The organism is Streptomyces regalis, assembly GCF_001509475.1.
Lineage (GTDB): Bacteria > Actinomycetota > Actinomycetes > Streptomycetales > Streptomycetaceae > Streptomyces > Streptomyces regalis.
In genome coordinates, this window is record NZ_LLZG01000153.1 from 23,392 (window position 1) to 45,629 (window position 22,238).

The 22,238-nt window shown below is 70.0% G+C and carries 16 protein-coding genes and 4 pseudogenes; 8 read left to right on the top strand and 12 right to left on the bottom strand.

Features of this window, described 5'->3' with window-relative positions; translation table 11 throughout:
- Positions 1-13: 13 nt before the first annotated feature.
- The 7 genes from ADL12_RS19915 to ADL12_RS19945 form a co-directional block, all read right to left on the bottom strand.
- Positions 14-2,026, bottom strand: a complete 2,013-nt coding sequence (locus tag ADL12_RS19915; RefSeq protein ID WP_159053214.1) for a GAF domain-containing protein — start codon at positions 2,024-2,026, stop codon at positions 14-16.
- Complete coding sequence (locus tag ADL12_RS19920; RefSeq protein WP_062704022.1) at positions 2,023-2,703, bottom strand: response regulator; 681 nt, start codon at positions 2,701-2,703, stop codon at positions 2,023-2,025. Before ADL12_RS19920 ends, ADL12_RS19915 begins: the two co-directional genes overlap by 4 nt.
- 141 nt (positions 2,704-2,844) lie before the next feature.
- Entirely contained in the window at positions 2,845-3,723 is an 879-nt protein-coding gene (locus tag ADL12_RS19925) for a phosphatase PAP2 family protein (protein WP_062704023.1), read from the bottom strand.
- 457 nt (positions 3,724-4,180) lie between these two features.
- Complete coding sequence (locus ADL12_RS52800; protein ID WP_279617153.1) at positions 4,181-4,405, bottom strand: thioredoxin family protein; 225 nt, start codon at positions 4,403-4,405, stop codon at positions 4,181-4,183.
- Positions 4,402-5,067: a class I SAM-dependent methyltransferase gene (locus tag ADL12_RS52805; protein ID WP_062704024.1), complete on the bottom strand. Its 666-nt coding sequence runs from the start codon at positions 5,065-5,067 to the stop codon at positions 4,402-4,404. Before ADL12_RS52805 ends, ADL12_RS52800 begins: the two co-directional genes overlap by 4 nt.
- Before the next feature lie 342 nt (positions 5,068-5,409).
- Complete coding sequence (gene egtB / locus ADL12_RS19940; protein WP_425265125.1) at positions 5,410-6,792, bottom strand: ergothioneine biosynthesis protein EgtB; 1,383 nt, start codon at positions 6,790-6,792, stop codon at positions 5,410-5,412.
- A gap of 291 nt (positions 6,793-7,083) precedes the next feature.
- Positions 7,084-7,374 (bottom strand): glutamate-cysteine ligase family protein, encoded by a 291-nt coding sequence (locus tag ADL12_RS19945; protein ID WP_062704025.1) that lies wholly within the window; start codon positions 7,372-7,374, stop codon positions 7,084-7,086.
- A gap of 498 nt (positions 7,375-7,872) precedes the next feature.
- Between ADL12_RS19945 and ADL12_RS19950 the strand changes: the two are divergent.
- The 5 genes and pseudogenes from ADL12_RS19950 (at position 7,873) to ADL12_RS19965 (ending at position 15,066) form a co-directional block, all read left to right on the top strand.
- Positions 7,873-9,916, top strand: a pseudogene (locus tag ADL12_RS19950) (glycoside hydrolase family 15 protein).
- A 136-nt stretch (positions 9,917-10,052) separates the two neighbouring features.
- A complete protein-coding gene (locus ADL12_RS19955) occupies positions 10,053-12,752 on the top strand; it encodes a SpoIIE family protein phosphatase (protein ID WP_079052150.1) in 2,700 nt (899 codons plus the stop codon).
- A 63-nt stretch (positions 12,753-12,815) separates the two neighbouring features.
- Positions 12,816-13,136 (top strand): annotated as a pseudogene (locus ADL12_RS56540) (transposase); the annotation flags it as partial.
- A gap of 916 nt (positions 13,137-14,052) precedes the next feature.
- Entirely contained in the window at positions 14,053-14,622 is a 570-nt protein-coding gene (locus tag ADL12_RS19960) for a PRC-barrel domain-containing protein (protein WP_062704026.1), read from the top strand.
- A 3-nt stretch (positions 14,623-14,625) separates the two neighbouring features.
- A complete protein-coding gene (locus ADL12_RS19965; protein ID WP_062704027.1) occupies positions 14,626-15,066 on the top strand; it encodes a PRC-barrel domain-containing protein in 441 nt (146 codons plus the stop codon).
- Positions 15,067-15,087: 21 nt separating this feature from the next.
- On the opposite strand, the gene ADL12_RS55610 is transcribed toward ADL12_RS19965, so the two are convergent.
- On the bottom strand, positions 15,088-15,432 hold the full coding sequence (locus tag ADL12_RS55610; RefSeq protein WP_063806695.1) for a hypothetical protein: 345 nt from the start codon (positions 15,430-15,432) through the stop codon (positions 15,088-15,090).
- A 454-nt stretch (positions 15,433-15,886) separates the two neighbouring features.
- On the opposite strand from ADL12_RS55610, the pseudogene ADL12_RS58500 reads away from it, so the two are divergent.
- Positions 15,887-16,015 (top strand): annotated as a pseudogene (locus ADL12_RS58500) (prolipoprotein diacylglyceryl transferase); the annotation flags it as partial.
- Between the two features lie 373 nt (positions 16,016-16,388).
- Here ADL12_RS58500 and ADL12_RS19975 read toward each other — a convergent pair.
- Positions 16,389-16,745 (bottom strand): DMT family transporter, encoded by a 357-nt coding sequence (locus ADL12_RS19975; RefSeq protein ID WP_062704028.1) that lies wholly within the window; start codon positions 16,743-16,745, stop codon positions 16,389-16,391.
- 466 nt (positions 16,746-17,211) lie between these two features.
- On the opposite strand from ADL12_RS19975, the gene ADL12_RS54075 reads away from it, so the two are divergent.
- Positions 17,212-17,352 (top strand): hypothetical protein, encoded by a 141-nt coding sequence (locus tag ADL12_RS54075; protein ID WP_159053215.1) that lies wholly within the window; start codon positions 17,212-17,214, stop codon positions 17,350-17,352.
- Positions 17,353-17,723: 371 nt separating this feature from the next.
- On the opposite strand, the pseudogene ADL12_RS19980 reads toward ADL12_RS54075, so the two are convergent.
- From ADL12_RS19980 to ADL12_RS56550, 3 genes and pseudogenes are all read right to left on the bottom strand, one after another.
- Positions 17,724-19,421: pseudogene (locus ADL12_RS19980) on the bottom strand (glycoside hydrolase family 9 protein); the annotation flags it as partial.
- Positions 19,422-19,957: 536 nt separating this feature from the next.
- On the bottom strand, positions 19,958-20,422 hold the full coding sequence (locus tag ADL12_RS19985) for a manganese efflux pump MntP (RefSeq protein WP_244187964.1): 465 nt from the start codon (positions 20,420-20,422) through the stop codon (positions 19,958-19,960).
- Between the two features lie 190 nt (positions 20,423-20,612).
- A complete protein-coding gene (locus ADL12_RS56550; protein ID WP_244187965.1) occupies positions 20,613-20,819 on the bottom strand; it encodes an SPASM domain-containing protein in 207 nt (68 codons plus the stop codon).
- Positions 20,820-21,231: 412 nt separating this feature from the next.
- Between ADL12_RS56550 and ADL12_RS19995 the strand changes: the two genes are divergently transcribed.
- Entirely contained in the window at positions 21,232-22,098 is an 867-nt protein-coding gene (locus tag ADL12_RS19995; RefSeq protein WP_079052151.1) for a Crp/Fnr family transcriptional regulator, read from the top strand.
- Positions 22,099-22,238: the final 140 nt, after the last annotated feature.

Here is a 22,238-nt window from a genome sequence, read left to right on the forward strand (position 1 = left end):
CCGGCGCAGCCGGTCACGCGTCCGTCGGCGGTCGTCCGGCGCTCGGTCCGGCCAGTGTCGGGCGTGCCGGGACGGCGACCCGGACCCGGGTCCCGCGACCGAGGTGGCTGTCCACCTCAAGGGTGCCGCCCGCTTCCCGCGCCCGCTCCTGCATGGAACGCAGGCCCAGGTGGCCTGGGAAGGATCTGCTCGTGTCGAAGCCCACGCCGTTGTCCGTGATCATGAGCGTGACGGTGTCGGCCTCCGTGTACAGGCTGAGCAGGACATGCCGCGCCGCCGCGTGTCTGATGACGTTGTGCAGTGCCTCCTGGGCGATCCGGTAGAGCGCGTGCTTGGCCTCCGGTGCCGCGTCCGGCTCCGCCGAGAGCTTCGCCTCGACAACGACAGCGTGTCGCACGCGTACCTGGCCGACGTACCGGCTCAGCGCGGTGACCAGCCCCTCGGTCTGCAGCGACTCGGGACTGATCCGGCACAGGATCGTCCGGACTTCGCTCAGTCCGGCGTCGGTCAGCCGGAGCACGGAGTCGATCGACTGGTGCGCCCCGGTGTGCCCGCGGCGGAGGAATTCGCGGGCGGTGCGGGCGCTCAGGGCGATGCCGTAGAGGGCCGGGCAGAGGGAGTCATGCAACTCACGGGCCAGATACCGCCGTTCCTCGCGCGTCGCCTGCTCCCGGGCCACGGCCCACAGCCGCTGTGCCTCCACCGTGGCAGCGGCCCTGACGGCGAGGGTCTGGAGCGCCGCGAGATCCTCGGCACCGGGATGCCGACCCCGTGGAAAGCGGCAGCAGAGGGCGCCGACCGCCTCCTCGCGGCACAACAGCGGCACGGCGGACAGGAACTCGCCGGAAACCGGGGCCGCCGTCGTAATCGCCTCCATCACCACTCTCACGGGATCAGTGACGGAGCGCTCCGCCTGGTCGCAGGGGAGCGGACCGGTACCACCATGGCCGCCGGCCGGACGCAGGCCCGCCCCTGGTTCCAGGAGGTAGATCACGCAGCACACCGCACCGGTGCGGCTGACCGCCTCGGCGGCCACGGAGTTCAGCGCCTGCCGTACGGCGTCCTGGCCGACCAGAGATCCGCGGCCGAGCCGGTCCAGGTCCTCCTCCGCACGGGACCGGTCGACCGCGAGCCCCACCGGTCCCGTGAACGGCTCCACGATCCGCAGGTCCTCGGAGGTGAAACAGCGCCCGCCCCGCCGGTTCGCCACCTCCAGCAGCCCGACGACCCGATCACGGACCGTCAGCGGCACCTCCATGACCGAGGCCAGCCCAGCCTCCCGCAGCGCCGCCCGCAGCCTCGACGGCTCGTGGTCGGTGTCGGTGTCGGTGTCGGAGAAGATCCTCGGGCGTCCGACGCGGACCGCCTCGCGTACCAGCGTGGCCTCCCCCGGCATAACGAAGCCAGGTGAAGTCGCGTCCCCGACGCCGTCCACGGCGCACACGGTCGGTGTGTCTCCCCAGTCCAGAGCCAGTACGCGGGCCGTCTCCGCGCCGACGGACTCCCGTACCCGGCGCGCGGCCAGCGCCAGCACCTCGAGCCCGGGACCGCACTCGACAACGCTCTTGGTGACCTCGGCGACCGCTCTCTGTCGGCGCTCGTGCCACCAGTGTGCGCTCAGATCGCGGAGAACCACGCAATAGCCGAACAGGCGTGCGTCCGCGTCCCGGGTCGCCGTGACAACCGTCTCGGCCCAGAAGCGTTCCCCGTCCGGGCGCGTGCGCCAGGCGTACTCCCGGTGTGCGCCAAGGCCTGCGGCCGCGTCCATTGCGCGGGCCACGCCGCCCGACGCCGCGTCCTCGGGCGGATAGAGGAGCGAGACATGCCGCCCCACCAGCTCGGCCGGATCGTGACCGTCCAGCGAGGCGGCGCCCGCGCCGACGCTCAGGACATGCCCCTGCGGATCCAGCACGAGGAGCAGCTCCGCGGGCCCTGCCCCGGGCGACGGCCCTCCTCTCCCGCCGGACTCGGCGTCGGGCGTCGCGCCCGGTGCCGCCGGCATCGCGGTGGGAGGGGGTTCCGTCACGCCGACCACCGGTACTCGTCCATCGCGACGAGGCCGCGGGCGAGTTCTCCGGACGGCACGAGCCCCAGCCTCAGGGCGTGGGCGACCGCCTGGGTCCGGCTGTGCACGCCGAGCTTGTCGAAGATGTGGCTGACGTACGTTTTCACGGTCTGCTGCCCGATGCGCAGCTCACGCGCGATCTCCTTGTTCGCCTTGCCTCGGGCGAGCATGACCAGGACCTCCGACTCGCGCTCGGTGAGACGTCCCGGCTGGGCGGCGTCCGTGACCTGGTCGACCAGGCGAGCGACCGCTGTGCTGGAGACGTACGTCCGCCCGGCCGCCACGGCCTTCACCGCGTGCCGCAGCTCGTCGGCCTCCGCGTTCTTCAACAGGAAGCCCGTCGCGCCCGCACGCACGGCCGCCATCACCGCACCACCGTCCAATGCGCTCGCCAGCGCCACCACTCTGACTTCGGGCAGCTCCTGGCGGATCTGCTCCGTGGCCTCGATGCCGTCCATGACGGGCAGCATCAGGTCCATCAGCACCACGTCCGGGCTCAGTTCCCGGGCCAGCCGTACAGCCTCCCGGCCGTTGGTTGTCTCGCCGGCCACCGCTATGTCACCGTCAAGACTCAGGAAGGCGCGCAGGCCCTCCCGGACCACCGCGTGGTCCTCCGCGATCAAAACATGAACTGCCACTGGTGATCTCCGTTGTCGAGCACGGGCTCACGGCACCCACCACGGCTCACCCACGGTGCGCGCCCTGAGGCCTGCACGGTCGGCATCCGCCCCAGGCTTTCACTCCGCTGCCCGGGGCACACAGGGAACGTAACTGGATATTTACGACATATTGGAAACACGCGGCGGCCCGCGCTCATTCCATACCCGGGAGTGAGAGGCCACCGTCGTTACAGCGGGGCTCGTCTGCCGCAACTCGAGGACACGGGACGAGGGACTCCGCGCCGCCGCACCGGTGGAACACGGCATGGCTGTCGACCCATGTCGCACGCCGCGCCCACGAGGCCTCGGCGCCCCGCCGGCCATGGCTGCCGAGGGAGCCGGCCACGGCGCAGGATCCGTCCGCAGGCGCTCCCGCAGGCTCCTACCCCATACGGTAACGCGCTCAACGACCGGCTCGCAGCGCGGCAGGGCCAGCAGCACCAGCGCCCCGGCAGCCCAACCACCCAAGGCGTCGCTGAACCAGTGATGTCCCAGGTAGACCGTGGTCAGCCCGACCACCAGCGCGACCAGCGCAGCCAGCACACCCGCTGTCCTGCGATGACGCGTGGCCAGGTACGTCAACGTCCCCCAGACGACGACACTGTTGGCTGTGTGGCCGGACGGGAACATGTCGCCACCCCGGAAGAACTCATCGGATCCGATGGCATGCGCGTAGCCGGGCCCCAGGCGTCCGGTGCCGAGTTTGACCGCGCCGACACTCAGGTTGAGCAGCAACAGCGCCGTCAGGAAGATCAGCAGCGGGCGTGGGTTCCGGCTCCGCCAGAAGCGCCACCCCAGCCAGGCCAGCGCCACTGTCGCCGTCGGTCCGCGCTGCCCTGCGACGACAAGGACATCCAGGAGCCCTCCCGGCTGTGGCCACTGTTTGTACGGCCGCCACATGGCCACGCGCCAGTCGAACTCCAGCAGGGGTGACCGGGTAAGCACCGCCAGGAAGACGGCTACGTATGCCCCGGCCACCAGCGCGAAGAGAGTCGTCATGCGCCTGCCACGCGCTCCGGGGAAGAGCCTTGCTCTCCTCAGAGGGAGTGCCATGATGCCCATGCCGTAACTCCCGGTCCCCTCGGGAACTTCGACCGCGTGACCAAGCGCAGAGTCCGAACGCGGCGCGACGCAACGACACACGAAGGGAAACCCGGCTCGATCCGCCCGGAATTCCCGTTTCATCAAATATATCCCCGCGAGCCTGCAGCGACGATGTGACGGATCTCGCCGGCCCACAGCACGATGAGTGTCGCCGGGTGGCGAGGGTGACGTTGCCTTGTCGTCCCAGGGCATGCCGGACTTCACCGGGTCGGCGCAGCTCCCTCCCGGGTCGGCAGGGACGTTGGTCCGCCACAGGGCATGGACGACGAAGAGAGTGCGCAACACACCCACGGTGATGAGCAGTTCACCGAGCCCGCCGATGGCCTTCGCTGTGGTGTCCGTCGGGAGGGCGTCACACGAGGAAGTCCGCGAGGTCACGGACGAGCGCGGCCATCGGCTTGGCGCCGACGATGGTCTTGGCGACCTCGATCTTGTTGTCGTAGTCGGCGGCGATCGCCTCCAGGGCCGGCGCGACCTGACGGCACGGACCGCACCAGGCGGCCCAGAATTCCGCCAGGACGGGCTTGTCGCTCATGAGGACGTCCTGCTCGAAGGAGTCGTCGGTCACCTTCTTCAGGGTGCGGGCCGCGGCGGTCTCCTTGGCTCGATGGCGCGTGGGGACGGGGAAGGAACCCGGGAGGGCGACCGCACATTCCCTCCCTGCATCAGTCGGGAATGGCGAGTAGAAGAGCGAAGCGCTGCGCCCGGTCGGTCCACCACTGGCGCACCGCGAACCCGGCGGACCCTGGACCGCAGCCGCATCTCGACGCGTTCCTCGTACGTGTTCCACACCGCGTGGTGGGTGAAGGCCGGGGTGTCGAAGTCGGCGTCGAGCAACAGGGCGTCATTGTGGTCGAGTTGGCCGCAAAGGGTGGTGTAGAAAGCGGCGCGCTGGGCCGAGTCCAGGTTGCCGACGAGGGAGCCGAGGACGGCGATCAACCGCGGCCCGGTGCCGGATGGGGGTAGGGCGGGATCAGTCTCGAAGCCCGTGACTGCCCGCACCAGGGCGGAGAAGGAGACGTCGACGAGTGCGTACTGCTCCAGTGTTCCGCCGGTGGTGAGCGCGTCCAGCAGCAGCCGGGTGTTCTCCGATGCGCCCGAGCCGACTTCTGAGCACGACCTCCCCCAGCGCCTTGAGGGCCTTGGAGGTACCCCCACCGGGGCGGGGCGCAACGGAGTCTCGACGCCGAGGGGGGTGGCCACGGGCAGGAGACCGATCGCGTACGCCCTGCCAGTCATGGGCGCCGTCGACCGGCTCGGAGGCGACGACGCGGTCCTCCGTAACGCGGTAGCCGAGGGTGTCGTCCCAGCGGGTGGCGGTGATGGTGTGGCCGTCGGCGAGCAGCAGGTTGAGCCAGGTCGCAAGCCCTGCGGGCCGTATGGCGGCGAAGTCCCGAACGAGCCCATGGCGTAGATATGGACGGAGCGGGCCAGGTCGGGCAGGTTGCCGCCCGTCCAGATGATCATCGACCGGCGGTAGGGCGCCGGCAGGCGGTAGCCGCCGGGCTGACACCAGCCGATGCGGAATTCGTCCACGTTCACCGTGCCGTGTCTCTGCCTGCGCGGCGAGGTGACGGCACATCAGGCCGCCCTCATCCGCGGAGCACCGTCGACATCACGGACGGTGCGGAAGCCTGCGAAGATCTGTCGGCGGACGGGGAAGTCCCAGTTGCGGAACGTGGCCCGGCAAACGGTCGGGCCGGTGGCGAAGGAGCCACCACGCAGCACGTTGCACTGGGGGCCGAAGAAGACCTCGCTGTGCTCCCGGTGGGGGAAGGCGCGGAATCCCGGGTAGCCGGTGAAGTCGGAGGACGTCCACTCCCACACGTCGCCCAGCAACTGCCCGGCCCCGCACGGGGCGGTCCCGATGGGATACGAGCCGACGGGCGCGGGCTGCAGGTGGTGCTGGCCGACGTTGGCGTGCCACGAGTCGGCCTCCCACTCGCCCCACGGGTTGCGCCAACTGCGTCCCGTGGCGGGGTCGTGGCGGGCGGCCTTCTCCCACTCGGCCTCCGCCGGCAGCCGCCGCCCGGCCCAGCGCGCATAGGCGTCCGCCTCGTACCAGCACACGTGCACCACCGGCTCGTCGGGTGGCACCTCCTCGGTTCGGCCGAAGCGACGCCGCAGCCAGGTGTCCCCGTCCCGCTGCCAGAACAACGGAGCTTCCAAGCCCACGTGTTGGCGGTGCTTCCAGCCCTCCGGATGCCACCAGAGCGGCTCGGCGTAACCGCCGTCGGCAATGAACTCCTGGTAGGCCGCGTTGCTGACGGGGGTGGTGTCCAGCCAGAAGGCGGGGACGTCGACGGTGTGGGCGGGGCGCTCGTTGTCCAGGGCCCACGGGTCGGTGGAGGTGCCCATGATGAACTCGCCCGCCGGGACAAGGACTTCGCCGGGCAGCCGGTGAACGGGCGTCGCGGCGGGCCCGGGAGGCGGCGCGTGCAGGACGGCGGGGCCGTGGCGCAGCTGGTGGGTGGCGAGCATCGTCTCGTCGTGCTGCTGCTCGTGCTGGGCGACCATGCCGAAGACGAAGCCGTCCTGGAACAGTGGACTTCCTGTCACAGGAGCGTCGCTGAGAACCTCCAAGGCGTGGATGCGGACCTGCCCGAGATAGGCGCGGGCGGCGTCCGGACTCAGCAGCGGCAGTTCGGCGCGGGTGGCCCAGGGCTGTTCGACCGTGTTGTACAGCATGTCGAGTTCGCCGCGCAGCGCCGGGCGGCCGCCCGCTTCGCGCAGTAGCCAGATCTCCTCCTGGTTGGCGATGTGCGCCATGTCCCACACCAGCGGGGGCACCAACGGCGAGTGCCGCGCGGTCAGTTCGTGCTCGTCCAGGCACTCGGTCAGGGTCAGGGTGTGGCGCCGCGCCGCGTCCAGGGCCTGCGCCGCGCGCACCTTCACCGTCTGGGGCCGAGACTCCGCGATGATCGCGGTGACGGTGCCGATCGGTATGTGGTTCATGCCTGTCATGGCAGGCCTCCTTCCGAGAGGTGGGGTGCATCCGGGAGGTGGGGTGGGCCGGGCAGCGGCCGCGCGGCGGACAGCCGCCGATGAAGTCGGACACCGCACGCTGCATCAGTTCAGGCGTGCCCCAGTCGTACGCCGCCCCGTACGCCGCCCCGTACGCCGCCTTCGCCGCCGTCGGGTCGTCCAACTGCACGGTGGTGACCAGCACTGGAACGATCCCGCCGTCACAACGCTGGGTGTCGATCATCCGCAGCCACGGGTGGCCGCCCGGACGCACGGGCGGGAAGAGCGCGGTCAGGTCACGTCCGCGTGAGTGGCAGGCCGTTCGGTCGTCTCGCCGCGCAGCCAGGTGCGCAGCGGCAGGTACGGGGGCGCCGTCCAGTCGGCGGGCGGGGTGCGGCGTACGTACATCACGCGAGTGTCCGGCGCGTAGCGCACCCAGGCGGTACGCGGGCCGACCCGGGTGCCGACAGGCCGCCGGGTGTGGCCCCGCTCCATGCGCCCCCACACCGCCTGCCGGGAGGAGACCCAGCTGGTGGACCGTCCCTGGTACAGCGGGGAGTCGGCAATGGCGGCGATCAGCACCGGGGCCAGGGGGCGGGCCGGCAGCCACCGGAACCGGCAGCCCGTAACCCCGTCGCAGTCGCCCCCCGGCGTCCACGTTGACCTGCCCTGCAGCCGTGGGCCGCATCATCACCAGCGTCCGGTGGTGGGGATGGTCCGGCACACGGGACGGTGTCTCCGCGACGCGCCGTGCCACCAAGGCCGCCGGAGGGCAGCTGAGCCCGATCTGGCCGCCCGGCTCCCGGATCACCGCACTTCCCCGGGGCCTGCACTGCAGCCGTGGGCGGGCGGCCCAGGCTGCAGTGTTCGATGCGGCGGGCCGGTCTTGAAGCACACGCCGTGCACATGCGTCGTCTCGGCGTCCTCCCCCCGCAGCGGGACGCCTGCCTCACGGACGGTCGTCGTTTCCACGGCGCCCCCAGACGACGTTCTCGGTGATTCGTGAGCCGGATGGGAAACCCGCTGGGCCGTTCGGGGGATTCCACCCCACGTGAATTCGGCACCGAACGGTTCACCGGGATGAGCGGCACGCGAAGAGCCGCGAGCCGCACCTGTTTGCCCGGCCGCCGGTCCGGTGTGGGTCCCGGACCTCAGCGCCTCAGCGGAGCCCGCCTCACGGCGCTGGTCAGCCGGGACGGCAGCATCGACTGGCTGTGCCTGCCCCGGTTCGACAGCCCCTCGGTCTTCGCGGCGCTGCTGGACACGGGGGCCGGCCACTGGAGCCGCCGGCGATCCCCACCGACTCGGCGAGGGTGCGGAGTTGCTGCTGTTGCGCGAGGTCAGTGTTCCAGAGGCTCGGTGGAGGTGGCGCTGGAGTTCGGGCCCCGGCCTGAGTACGGCCGCGTGGTCCCGGCGCTGCGGGTGGTGGAGGGCGGCGTACGGGCCCGGGGCGGGCCTGCGGCGCTGGCCCTGTCCAGCTTCGTCCCCCTCACCGTCAGCGCAGACCAGAGCGCACGGGGCACCGTACGACTGTCGGCGGGAGAGGCGACCCGTTTCGCCCTGCACTACGCGGCCCTGCCCGATCCCCGCCCCCGCATCCTGAGCCAGGAGGACATCGCCCACCGGCTCTCCGACACCGTCACGGCCTGGCACCGCTGGTCGGCCGAGCACCAGAACTACGACGGCCCCTGGCGCGATCAGGTGCGGTTCGCCGGCCGGGTGCTGCAGGCCCTGTCCTACCAGCCCACCGGCGCTATCGTCGCCGCCCCCACCACATCCCTGCCCGAACGCGCCGGCGGACGGCGCAACTGGGACTACCGCTCCACCGCGGATGCCGCCGCCACCGGCTGGACCCGCACCCATCTGCAGATCATGTACGGCATCGGGGGCGAACACGATCTGACCGAGCGGGAGTTGCCCCACCTGTTCGGCTGGAAGGGCAGTCGCCCGGTCCGGGTCGGCAACGCCGCCTGGAACCAGCCACAGGTGGACGTCTACGGCGAACTGCCGGACAGCGCGGCCCGCTTCGCCCCGCAACTGGACACCACCGACGGCACCCAGCGGGCCTTCCTGATGTCCCTGGCGGACGCCGCCGTCGAGGCCTGGCACCAGCCCGACCACGGCATCTGGGAGATCCGCGGCGCACCCCGGCACTTCCTGCACTCCAAGCTCATGTGCTGGGTGGCCCTGGACCGCGCCCTCAAACTCGCCGACCGCCTCGGAGCTCAGCAGCGTGCGGAGGAGTGGCGCAGTGCCCACGACGAGATCCGCACCGCCATCGAGCGGCACGGATTCAGCGAGACGGTGGGCGCCTTCACCCAGTCGTTCGGCTCCACCGCGCTGGATACCTCCGCCCTGATGCTGCCCATCACCGGCTTCCTGCCCGCCACCGACCCGCGCGTGCCGGCCACGCTCGACGCCATCACCGAGCACCTCACGCGAGGGCAGTTTCCTGCTGTGCACCTTCTGGCTCGCCCAGGTCCAAGCCCTCGCGGGGCGCACGGACCAGGCCCGGGCGACCTTCGAGCGGGCCGCCTCCTGCGCCAACGACCTCGGCCTGCTCTCCGAACAGGCCGACCCACGCACGGGGACACTGCTCGGCAACTTCCCCCCAGGCCTTCAGCCATATCGGACTGGTCAACGCCGCCTGGGCCATCCACTGCGCGGAACAGGCCCAGGCCGACGGACTCAGCGCCGCAGCACACCACATCCCCACAGAGGTGTAGAGCCGGCGGCCTCGTCAGCAACGGCAACATTCGGCAGTGACCGACTGCGCGGCACTTCCAGTCCCTGCCTGCCGTCGGGCTTTCCGCTGTCCGTGCGGTTCGGCCATGGCACGGGGCTGCCGGGCCGGCCAGTCCGTGCCTGGCCACCGCCACGGCCGCCACCGTCACGATCGGCGCAGCCGCCGATGGCCCGCCGAACCCGCTGCCGGTCGACCCGCGACCCGCACAACGGCGGCCCTGAGGAAGGAACCGCAGGCTGCGCATCAGGCGACGATGCGCCGACGGATCGCCACGTCGGTCCTGGGCCGGGACTTCAAGTCCATACTCACGCTCGCAGACCGCGGCCTCCTTGCGCCTCCAAGCCTTCGCCTTCAAAGCTCTTTGCCCCCTGCCCTTGATGATCCAGGGCGCCGTCTCCGTCCCGGCAGCGCCGGTCGATCGCCGACGAGTCCGGACTCCTGACACGTGGGCGAGGCTGTCCATCACTTGGACCGGCCATGGCCACCAGGAATCGGCAATGCTACAAATACTCGCATGGCGGACCATTTCGCCCGCTTTAAGCGCATCTCAGTGTGCTCGCTGGCTGGAAAGAGCCCCCGGAGCGTTGCCGGACAGGTCTTCGTGCTTCAGGTGGTGCTCGTGGTGCTGCTCGTGGTCGGCGCCGTCGTCGCTCTGGTCCTGCAGTCGGACCGGGACACCAAAGCGGAGGCCAAGCGCCGCTCCATCGCTGTCGCACAGACTTTCGCGCACTCTCCCGGCGTCCAGGCGGCGCTCAAGACGGCTGACCCCTCGAAGGTGCTCCAACCGCTCACCGAGGCGGGGCGCAAGTCCGCCGGCATCGACTTCATCGTCGTGATGGACACCAAGGGCATCCGCTACACCCACCCCCTGCCGGACCGGATCGGAAAGCGGTTCGTGGGCACGATCGAGCCTTCCCTGGCGGGGAAGGTGTACACCGAGAGCGTCCACGGCCCGCTGGGCCACGAGGTCCAGGCGACCGTTCCCATCAACAGCACCGACGGCAAGGTGATCGCCCTCGTCTCCGCCGGGATGAAGGTCAAGAACGTGACCAGCGAGGTGACCCGGCAACTGCCGATCATCCTGGCCGCCGGGGCCAGTGCGCTCGTGGTGTCGACCGGCGGGACGGCGCTGGTGAGCCGGCGGCTGCGACGCCAGACCCACAGCCTGGCCCCGGACGAGATGACCCGCATGTACGAGCACCACGACGCGGTGCTGCACTCCGTGCGGGAAGGCGTGCTCATAGTCAGTGACGACGGGCGGCTGCTGCTCGCCAACGACGAGGCCAGACGACTGCTGGAGCTGTCCCCCGACGCCGAGGGGAGGCATGTCGGGGAGGTCTCCGGTCTCGACCCCGAAACGGTGGACCTGCTGGTCTCCGGGCGCGAGGCCACCGACGAAGTGCACATCGCCGGGGAACGGCTGCTCGCGGTCAATCAGCGGCCGACGGACCGTGACGGAGGCCCCAGGGGAACAGTGGTGACGCTCCGCGACTCCACCGAGCTTCAGGAGCTGTCCGGGAGGGCGGAGCTCGCACGTGAGCGGCTCAAGCTGCTGTACGACGCGGGACTGGGCATCGGCACCACCCTCGACGTGGTCCGCACGGCCGACGAGCTGGCACAGGTCGCCGTCCCCCGCTTCGCCGACTTCGTCACCGTGGACCTGGCCGACGGTGTATTGCACGGCGATGAGCCGACTCCCACAGCGACGGACATGCGACGCGTCACCGTGTGCGGCATCCAGGACGACCATCCGCTCTACGAAAAGGGCCGACTGATCGACTTCCTGCCTTCCACGCCCCAGGCACGCGGCTACGGCACCGGCCACTCCGAACTGGTGACCGACCTGTCGACGGCCATGGGCTGGCAAGCACAGGACCCGGAACGCGCCCGGGACATCCTCGCCTACGGAATTCACTCGCTCATCTCAGCCCCGATCCAGGACCGCGGGGTCGTGCTGGGCATGGCCAACTTCTGGCGTACCAAACGGCACAACCCGTTCGACGAGGAGGAGCTGTCGCTGGCGGAGGAGCTGGTGGCCCGCGCCGCAGTGAGCATCGACAACGCCCGCCGGTACACCCGCGAGCACGCCCTGGCGGTCACCCTCCAGCGCAGCCTGCTGCCGCGGGCCCTGCCCGAGCAGAGCGCCCTCGACATCGGCTACCGCTACATCCCCGCCCAGTCGGGCGTGAGCGGAGACTGGTTCGACGTGATACCCCTGCCGGGGAGCCGGGTGGCACTGGTCGTCGGCGACGTCGTCGGCCACGGCCTGCACGCCGCCGCGACGATGGGGCGATTGCGGACCGCAGTGCACAACTTCTCCACGCTCGACCTGCCGCCCGACGAGCTCCTGAGCCATCTGGACGACCTGGTGGGCCGCATCGACCAGGACGAGTCGTCGAGTGCGGAGGCGGCCGCAGAGATCGTGGGCGCCACCTGCCTGTACGCGATCTACGACCCCGTGACACGCCGCTGCGTCATGGCGCGTGCGGGGCACCTGGCGCCGGCGCTGGTCCATCCCGACGGAAGCGTCACCTTCCCCGACGTGCCGGCCGGACCGCCCCTCGGACTCGGCGGCATGCCGTTCCAGACGGCCGAGCTGGACCTCGCCGAGGGCTCGCAGCTCGTCCTGTACACCGACGGCCTCATCGAGGACCGTGCACGCGACCTGGACGTGGGAATGGAGCTGCTGCACCAGACGCTGGCGGGCCACCCCGACCGGCCGCCGGAGGAGAGCTGCCAGGCGGTGGTGGACGAACTGCTGCCGGGCCGTCCCAAGGACGACGTCGCTCTGCTCATCGCGCGCATCCGGGCGCTGCCGCCGAACCAGGTCGCCGACTGGGACGTGCCGCGCGATCCGGCCGCTGTGTCAGAGATGCGAGAAGCCGTGTCCGGCAAGCTTGAGGAGTGGGGCCTGTCCGAGCTCGGTTTCGCCATGGAGCTCGTCCTGAGCGAGCTCATCACCAACGCCATCCGCTACGGCTGCGAACCGATCCACGTGCGGCTGATCCGCGACCGCACGCTGATCTGTGAGGTGGCGGACGGCAGCAGCACCTCGCCACATCTGCGGTACGCCGCGTCGACCGACGAGGGAGGCCGAGGCCTGTTCCTGGTCTCGCAGATGACCGAGCGCTGGGGCACCCGGTACACCCCCCAGGGCAAGGTGATCTGGGCGGAACAGGCACTGCCGGAGATCACGGAGCTCCTTCCGGACTGAGCCCGGAGCCGCCCCCGGCACGATGATGGGCTTCGCGTGCCTCCGGGTGACGGGCACGTTCTTCGCCTCCGGCGGCGCCCTCTCCGCCTGGCCGACCGCCGGCGCTCTCGAGCCGTCAAGAACATGATCATGATCAGCCAACGGCCAACCGAGGCAGCCGACCGGGCAATGCTGGTCCACCTTCCCGACGGCTACAACTCAGCACCCGTGCGTGACGCCCTCATCACCACCGTCAACGCCCTGCCACCCCACCTAAAACGGTCACTGACCTGGGATCAGGGCACGGAGAAGGCCGCTCACCGCGGCTTCAGCATGGCCACCAACGTCCCGGTCTACTTCTGCAACCGCGGCAGCCCGTGGCAGCGCGGCTCGAATGAAAACACCGGCCGACCATCCCTCGCCCTGCGCTTGGGCATCGGGATCGCTCTTCTTGGGGCGGACGTCCACAAATGCCTGGCGGCTTGGCCTCGATGCCGGGACTTCCGCAACCAGCCTCCTGCCGAGACGGAGCGCGGTCAGGTGGTGATTTCTGGTGCGTGCTCAGCCGGACGCCACCAGAGGCTCACAGCCGATCCGCTGTCTACACTGCTCGCGGCTTGATCAACTCACCGCGTGTTGCACCGATCCCTCGAATCCACCTGACGCGCCGAGCCTCGGCGCGTCACATTCATGGGCCTTCATCGACCGTACCGCGCGCCCCCGTTACGAACAGATCCGCACCGTCGTCTCGGCGGTCCGGTCCGCTCAGCATCTCCCTGATCACCGGTTCTCCCGTTGCCCGGGCACTCCCGCGGCCGCCTCACACGCACTCCTGCCGGCCCCGTGTGCTCGCCGGTCACGGACGACGACAGTGCCCGCGATGACGTCTCCCAGCCGCTGGCGCCGTGGAGACAGGCGCATCGCGATCAGTCCGACCAGGCCGACGACCAGACCCATCGACGGCAAGCAGCAGCACACGGGCGACAGCGACCCGCGTGGTCTACGAGTCCCGACCCATCCCGGCCCCGTGATGCCCTGAGCCGTTGGCCCGCCCAGTCAGGACTGTCACGAGGAGCTTCCAGACTGATCCTCATCTCGTGCAGTCGACACCTGAGCCTCAGTGGGTCGACCCTGAGAGGGGAACATATAGGTGATAGCTGGAGTAAAGGGGCTTCCAGATGGAATGGTGGACCTGGCTCATCGTCGCTCTCGCGATCGTCCTGGCGGGCGCCGCTTTGGTCGTGCCCCTCCAGGCTCGACGCCGCTCCGGTGGGGTAATAGCGCAGGGCCGTCGGCCTCCGGGGGGAGGAGGGCAGAAGTCGTGACCGTCTACATGCGAGCCAGCGAGATCACCAAGAAGCCAGTGGTCACACTGGCGGGCGACGACCTCGGGCAGGTCAAGGACCTCGTCTTCGACGCCTCGACGGGCAGCATCCGATGCTTCACCCTCGCCGGTCGTGGCCTACTGGCAGGCCCGCTCCACCGGGCCCTCCTGTGGAGGAACGTCCACGCCCTGGGTCCGGACGCGGTCATGGTGCGCGACGAGAGCGCGCTGGAGGAAGACGACACGGCCGCCCAGCCGAGCGCGAAGGAGCCCGCCGGGGGCAATGTACTGGGTGTCGCGATCATGACCCGCAGCGGCGCACGGCTGGGTACGGTCACCGACGCCGTCGTCGAGGCAGGCAAGACACCGGTGGTGGCGGGCTATGAGATCGAAACCCCCGAGCACCGCCGCGTTCTGCTCCCGGTTGCCGGGCCCGTCACCGTCTCCGGAGAACGGGTACTCGTTGCGGACGCCACCGCACAGTACAGAGCTGGTGACCTGGGAGGGTTCGGTACCGCCGCGGAGAGCCTGCGCATCCGCCTCAAGGAAGACTCGCAGGGGGACTGACTCATGCTGTTCACCAAGGCCCGGGGCAAGGCCGTCATGGATCTCGCGACAGCCGAGACAGTAGGCACGGTCGCCGCATGCACCGTCGCACCGTCACCGGCGCGTATCGCCGGCCTGCGCCTCAGGACCCGAGGCCGCGGACATCGCACCCTCGAATGGAGCGACGTCCAGTCGTTCGGTCCCGACGCGATCGCCGTCGAAGAAGCCAGTCGGATCCGCGACGAGAAGAACATCGATCCCGGCAACGGCGCCCACCCGGTGCACGACCCTGTCGGAAAGGCGGTACTGACGGAAACAGGTCTCATGAAGGGCATCGTCACCGACGTCGAATTCGACGAGCGATCAGGACGCATCCGACACCTGCTGACCGACGAGGAGCAGATCCCCGGCGACGAACTCCTCGGAGTCGGCAGCTACGCTGCTGTCGTCACCGCCTCGCAGTGACGGCCCAGGGCGCCAGTGTCCTCAGTGCCCGAAGATGTGCCTTCCCCGGCGACGGTGAACCGACTGCGACTGCGGGGGGCGATCAGCCTCGCGGTCCTCTGCCACGGGTGGGGCAACGGGTGGGGCAGGCATGGATTCCTGTACGCGGTGCCGTCGCTTCACTCCAGCGGTGAGCGCGGCCAGCCCCAAGCAGAATACAAGCGCCAGCCCTACGCCGGAGAGGAAGAGCTCCGTCCCATTCAGCGTCGCGATCTGGTTGCCGAATATCTCCACCGCGTGCTGAGGTCCGTCTGTGAAGTTCTCCGCAACAGCAATGGCCGTGAATGCACCGGTGGCCAGCACGAGCAGGAGAGCCAACGTGATCATTGCTCTCGCCTCCTGATCCGGTCCCCGTTCTGCCTTTCTACTCGACTACCCGATGCCGGTCACCCCACACAGGCTCCGGTCAGCCCAGCCGACCCACGGCAGCCCGGGTGCCTCCCCCGGCGACCCGTCCTCCCAGATTGCCGCCGACTTCTTCCGTCTGCGGCTGCCCGACCCAGGCGGTGGTACGGAACAGGAATCTGAAGGCGAAATGCCAGGGGTCGGCTTCCCCTTGGCGTCGTTCGCCTCGATCACGTGAATGGGGTGAGTTTCCGGTCGACGCCCCAGCGAGCGGCTCCGGATGCAATGGTCTGCTGGATGGTGTCCGAGGGCGCGGCCGATTCGGACTCCAGGATGGGTTTCGAGGGTGAGGAGTTCGGCGAGCTGGGCGCGTACGTGGTCCAGGCGGTCGGTCAGGACGCGGCGAGCGTGGCCGCAGGGGCCGCCGCCTCAATAGGGGCGGGTCTTCGCGCCGTACGTCGCCGCGTACACCGCGGGCCGCGGCTGGATCGAGCTGATGCGCGTCGGCCCGGCCCACGACATCCTCGGACTGCGCCTGAACGTCTGGACCAGCCTGCTGCTGTTCACCCACCTTCCTCATCCGGCGCCATCGGCCTTCCGGGACCGCAGATGTACCGATGACCGCCGCGCAGAGGACTGCGAATTTCGGCAGTGATCACCCGCGCCCGCCCCGGCCTGTCGGACACCACTCCGGCCTCGGGCACCCCGCAAGAGGCAGCCGTCCCCGCTGCTGCTTTCTGGCCCCGCGCACCCCCTCGCCGGCCGCCATCCATCTCCTCGTACCGCACTCCGCCCCAGGCGGGAGCACCCCGTGACCGCCCGGCAACGCCGACCGGCCCGCTCGAGGCCGCACGAGCACCCTGCTGTCGAACAGGCGCGGCGGCCAGCACTCCCGTACGTCATTGACACCCCCGCCTGGCCGCGGGCTGGAACGCTGGTCAGGCTCGCGGTGGGCGAGACCCGGGCTCAGTCCGGGAACCGGACAGCTGGAGACCAATGGTGCCCACAATCACCGACGCGATAGAGACGATCTTGAACGGGGAGACCAGATCGCCGAGGAAGGCCATGCCGTAGATCGCCGTTCCCGACGCACCGAGGCCTGTCCACGCCGCGTACGCGGGGCCGACGTCGAGCTTCTTCAGCGAAAGCGTCAACAGACCGAAGCTGGCCGGTGCGAAGACGCAGAACCCGATGGTCGGCCAGAGCCGGGTGAAGCCGTCGGACAGGCTGAGGCTCACGGCGAAGCCGGTCTCGAACAGTCCAGCGACGATGACCATCAGCCACGCTGTGGCCATGTGAGTGCCTCCGCGCCTCAGGTTGCAGGTTGATGACTGCCTCGCCGACCGGTCATTCCCTTGCTGTGAGTATGCACTTACCAGTCGCGGTCGTCGGGATCCCGCGCTCAGCGTTGATCGCGCCGTTGCCTTTCGACTTGGCTCGGGCCGGGGAGGGGGGCGGACCGGTGGAGACACCGGTGACGAGCAGGGCAAGGGACGACGGCATGCGTCGGTTCTCCTGGATCAGGAGGGCGGCGCGCCCGCGGGAACGCCAAAACGGACATGGTGGGGATCAGTCGATTTCCGCGAGGCAGACGACTACGTCCGTGACACGCACAGCCGGTGCAGATCCGGCGGCGGATCCGGGCCGCACTGGGGCAGGGCACCGAGCCGGGCCGCCCCCAGCTGCGGCGATGGGCATCAGGGCCGCGGGCTGGGCGCAGTGCTCCTGGCCCATCGGACAGGCATCGCGCAATTCGCCTCCATGCCGGACGGCATGGCCATGGCCGGACGTGCGACACCGGCCGGACACAGCAAGGCCGCGTACACCATCAGCACTCCGGCCCACAGCCGGAACACCGGATTCACGCGCGACATCACGACCGGCATGTGGCGGGCGACCTGACGCCGGAGCGGAGAAACTACGTTCGCGACCGCCGGCCTCGTGCTGCTGGGCGACGGTGAGCCGGTGCCCGAAACGGCGCTCGCAACCTGCAGCGGTTGCGGCGGCGCACCGGAACCGCAGGCGCCGACAGGACTGCTGCGCGGGGCCCAGCCCCAGCGCCTTCGCGATCTACTCCAGGCTGCTGCCACGCGCTGAAACCAGGTTGCGGCACGGCGCTGTCAGCCTGGTCCTGGGTACGTCTCCTCCGCCGATGCTGATCTGTTGACGCGAAGGTCCCGGCCGCCCAGCGGCCGGGACCTTCATCGTTCCGTGGTCGCAGTCGGATGCCACGGGCCCCAGGCGGATGCCATCGCCCTGCTCAGGCAGGCGCGTCAGGCCTGGTCGTCCAGGTAGGAGGCCACCCACGCCAGCGGGGCGTTCCAGTTGATGGTGATCTCGTTCGTGGACCAGGACTCGATGTCGTCCATGTAGCTCTTCGCCGGGGCGCTGCCCTTGAGCTTGGTCTGGGCGACCGGGTCGTCGATCGACGAGTTCGGACCGCCTGCCACAGCGCCGGGGGCAGGCTGCGGCAGCCGGGGGTCCTTCTGCTTGGCCCAGAAGCGGTGGTGCTGGTTGTGCGCGTACCGCTCGCCGTAGCCCGTGACGTACGACAGGCCCATCGGATTGCGGCCGAGGATGTAGTCCATGCCGCTGGTCACCGCGTCGCGGTACTTGGTGTCGCCGGTGATGTCGTGGGCGGTGGCGAGGACGACCATGTTGTTCAGCACCTGGCCGTTGGAGCCCCACTGGTAGCCGCCGCCGGGGGCGTACGGAACGCCGTACGCGGCCTTGCGGGCGTCGGCGGCATAGCGGTCGGCGGCCTGGGTGACGGTCTTGCGCACGGCCTTGGTCTCGGCCGCTCCCAGCTTGTTCGGCACGGTGGCCAGGTCCAGGGCACCGAGCCCGCCGACCGACTGCCAGGAGACGCCGCCGGCCGGGAAGAGCGCCTCGCTGTCGTTGTGCAGCGGGGACTTCAGCACCTCGTGGCGGTACTCCTTGTCACCGGTGGTGATGAACAGCTCGGACGCGGCCCAGTAGAACTCGTCCTTGACGTCATAGTCGCTGTAGGCGCCGCCGCCGGTGGCGTCGCCAGGGTCGGCGTACATCTCCGGGTTGGCCTTCGCGGCGTCAAAGGCGGCGCGCGCTGCCTTCAGGGACTTGGCGGCGAACTCCTTGTCGTGCGGCTCGAAGAGGCGGGCGGCCTGGGCGGCGGTGGCGGCCAGGTTGAGGGTGGCCGCGGTGGACGGGGCGTGCAGCTCGCGCTTGCCGTCGCTCTTGTCGGCCCTGAGCGGCAGGCCGGACCACTGGGCGTCGTGGATCTTGTGGTGCGCCATGCCGGCGAGCTTCTCGCCCGCGGGCACCTGCATCTTCAGCAGGAAGTCCATCTCCCAGCGGGCCTCGTCCAGGATGTCGGGGACGCCGTTGCCCTGCTCGGGCACGACGAGCCGGCCGTCACCGAGGGCGTCGGCGTCGGCGCCCTTCGCGTGCTGGGTGCGCTCGTAGCTGGACATCAGCTGGGCGGCGGAGATGCCGCCGTTGACGACGTACTTTCCGTAGTCACCCGCGTCGTACCAGCCACCGCTGACGTCAAGCGTGTAGTCGCAGACCTTCGGCTGGCAAGGCACCTTCTCGTCGCTGGACGCCGCGCCGTCGACGTGGCCGGCGGGGCGGGCGTACTCCTTGCCGACGAGGTCGGCGTCGATCTCGGCGCCGCTGCGGTTGTGGTAGAAGTACGCGAGCGAATCGGTGCGCAGCTGCGAGTAGAGGTCGTCGGCGATGGTGAACGGCTCGCTCTTCTGGCCGTCGACGGTGACGGTGTAGCCCTGACCGCTCTCGGTGACGTCGCTGAAGTCGAAGGTGTGGACGTTCTCGCCGGCGGACTTGTCCACCCCGGCGGGTGTGGTCATCCCGTGGGCCACCTCCTTGCCGCTCACGTCCTTGAGGGACCAGGCCAGCGGCTTCTTGGCCTTGGTCACGAACGTGCCCTTCTTGGGGCTCTCGGTCTGGTAGCCGACCTGGTTCACCCGCACGGTCGGGGCGGGGCCGGTCTTGGAGGCGGCCGGCTTGGAGATCTGCGGCTGGGTCGCCGCGGCGGCGCCGGCCTCCATACCGAAACCGGAGGCGACGACGGGGACGGCGATGCCGCCGGCCAGAACACCGGCCACGGTCGCGACCGCCAGCCTGCGGCGTCCGCTACGGTTCAGCCGGTCGAGTACACGGGCCGTACGGGAGAGCGGGCGAGGCACCAGAAGGGTCCTTCCGAGGTGGGGTGCGGGAGATCCGCGGTTTTCCAACCGCCCCACCGACGGTAGGAGAGGGACCGGGCCTCAATCACCGTACGCGCGAGCGAAGTTGAGACCCTTCGATCGAACGAAAGGCGCCTACCTCAATTGAGGTAGGCGCCATGCCATTGCCCGGCGGGATGGGCACTGAGCGGTCTCCGAAGAGGACGATGGCCACTCTTTGTTACCGCACAGAGACATGGCGCGACGTAGGCGGCGCTGAAGGACGCGTCATCCGGACAGGATGAGCAGGGCGGTGGCCGCGAGCACGAGAGCGACGTCGCTCAGGAGGTCGGAGCGGATGCGGATGAAGCGTCCGGCGATCTCCCGATGTGCAATCCGATCAACGACGTCACCGCGGTAGTGGCACCGAACACAAGAGCGGGAACCCAGGAGGCGAATCCGAGCAGTCCGAGGCCGGCGCCGCCGACGAGGTTGTCCAGGCTCAGGGAGAGCGGGATACCGAAGATGGTCACGCACGGGTCGTCGATCTCGTCGGGAGGCTGTGGGTTGCGTACGGCCCGGATGACGAGGTACAAGCCGTTTCCGCCCAGGGCGGCCGAGCCCGCGTAGCCGGCGATCGGGGCGATCGCCTGGCCGATGTGGTGGCCGAGCAACAGGCCGATCAGCGGCATCACCCCGTCCCACAGTCCGAACATAAGAGCGATCTGCAGGGCGCGGCGGAGGCTGAACGGCACCGTGCCGAGCACGATCAACACCCGGAAGTAGTCGCGTGAGTACGCCGTCACCGATCCCGGTCTCCCCGCCCGCGGCCCGCACCCGCTCGGCCACGATGTCGTGGTCGGGAGAGAGACAGCAGACCGGGTCGGTGCGCGCCGCGTCGCCGGTGAGCTGGAAGGCCTGGCAGCGACACTCGCCGAAGTCGATCTCGCGGCGCCGGCAGCTTCGGCACGGCTCCGGCATCCAGTCTGTGCCACGTCAACGCCGGAACACCGGAGAGTCGGCCCATATCCGCGCCAGGGAGTCCTCGTGCACGCTTGCGCGTGGCAGGGGCAGGGCGCCCGCGGCCGGGCAGGGCAGGACATCGCCGTTCGGGGTCACGGTGAGCTGCCGATTCCCCCACCCGCCCATGCAGGGTTTGGGGTATTGGCTGCAGTAGTCGGGAAGGACGTAGAAGATCTCCATGCCCCAAGGCTCAGGACCGCCCCCGGTCGGCGGGCAGCGAGGCCAGTGTGCGGCGAGGGGGGCGCGGAGAAACGTAAGCGCCGTCACATACCGGCGCCACCCTCGCCCCTAGCGTGGAATTGCCGCTCAGGCTTCACGCCTCACCCCACCAGGTGACGACCGCGCCTCCCGCACGCGCTCTGTCCGGCGTGGATGGTGATCCAGTCTGCGGTGTCGGGTCCGGCGTCTTAACGTGGGCGAGGGAGGTGACCGTCGTGCCGTCGCTGACGCCCACCAGGGTCGGCGTGCCCGTCCCCCACGCCACCGGGGCATTCCGGCGAGGCTTCGGCGGTCGCCTGGCCCACTGCCCGCTGCCAGGCCCGGCCCGCGCCCACCGGGCGACGCACCATGACGACGGCGATGGGGCCTCACCATGAAGCGCTCCTTCCGCCTCACTTCCCCGGACGCCGGACGGGACGCCGCCGGGGTCGGCGCTCCGTCGCGCCTCCCGCCGCCCACCGGCACCGGTGCCACGACAGAGTCCGACCCGGCCCCGGCCGCCCTGCCGCCGCGCGGCCCCGAGCCCGGCGGCGGCAGGGGACCCGACCGGGTTTCCGGGGCGACCTGGTGCCTGTCCGAGGTCGATGTCTTCCGCGACCTCGACGAGGCGGAGATGACGGCCATCGCGAACGCCGCCCCGATCAGGACCTACGCCGCCGGCGAACTGCTCTACACCCCGCAGGAGCCGTGCCAGGTGCTGTTCATCCTCAAGCACGGCCGCGTGCGCATCTTCCGGATCTCATCGAAGGGTCGTGCCCTGACCTGCGCGATCCTCACCCCAGGCACGGTGTTCGGCGAGATGCTGCTGCTGGGGCAGCGGATGTACGACGACTTCGCGGAGGCCCTCGACGACGTCACCGTCTGCGTGATGCACCGCACCGACGTGGACCGGCTGCTGCTGTCGGACGCCCGCATAGCCACCCGGATCGCCGAGATCCTCGGCCGCCGCCTGGCCGACCTCGAACAGCGGCTGTCCGACAGCGTCTTCAAGTCCATACGGCAGCGCGTCGCCACCACGCTGCTCACCCTCACGGCCGGGCCGGCCATCGGCCCGCCGGCAGCGGACGCTCCGGAGCGGCAGCTCGCCGTCACCCACGATCAGCTGGCCGCGCTCGTGGGCACCGCCCGCGAGTCGGTCACCAAAGTCCTCGACCACTTCGCCGATCTCGGGGTGATACGCCTCGAGCGCGGTCACATCACGCTCCTGGACCCGGACAGGCTGCGCGACGAGGCGGGGTGACGTATGCCCCGCCACCTCCTCCCGCGAGTCGTCGCCGTCCCGCAGGACGCCGACGCTCATGCCGGAGAGCACGGACAGCATCGAAGCCGACCGGTTCGAGGGCTACGACGGGCACGACGATCGCACCGGCAAGGAGGCCA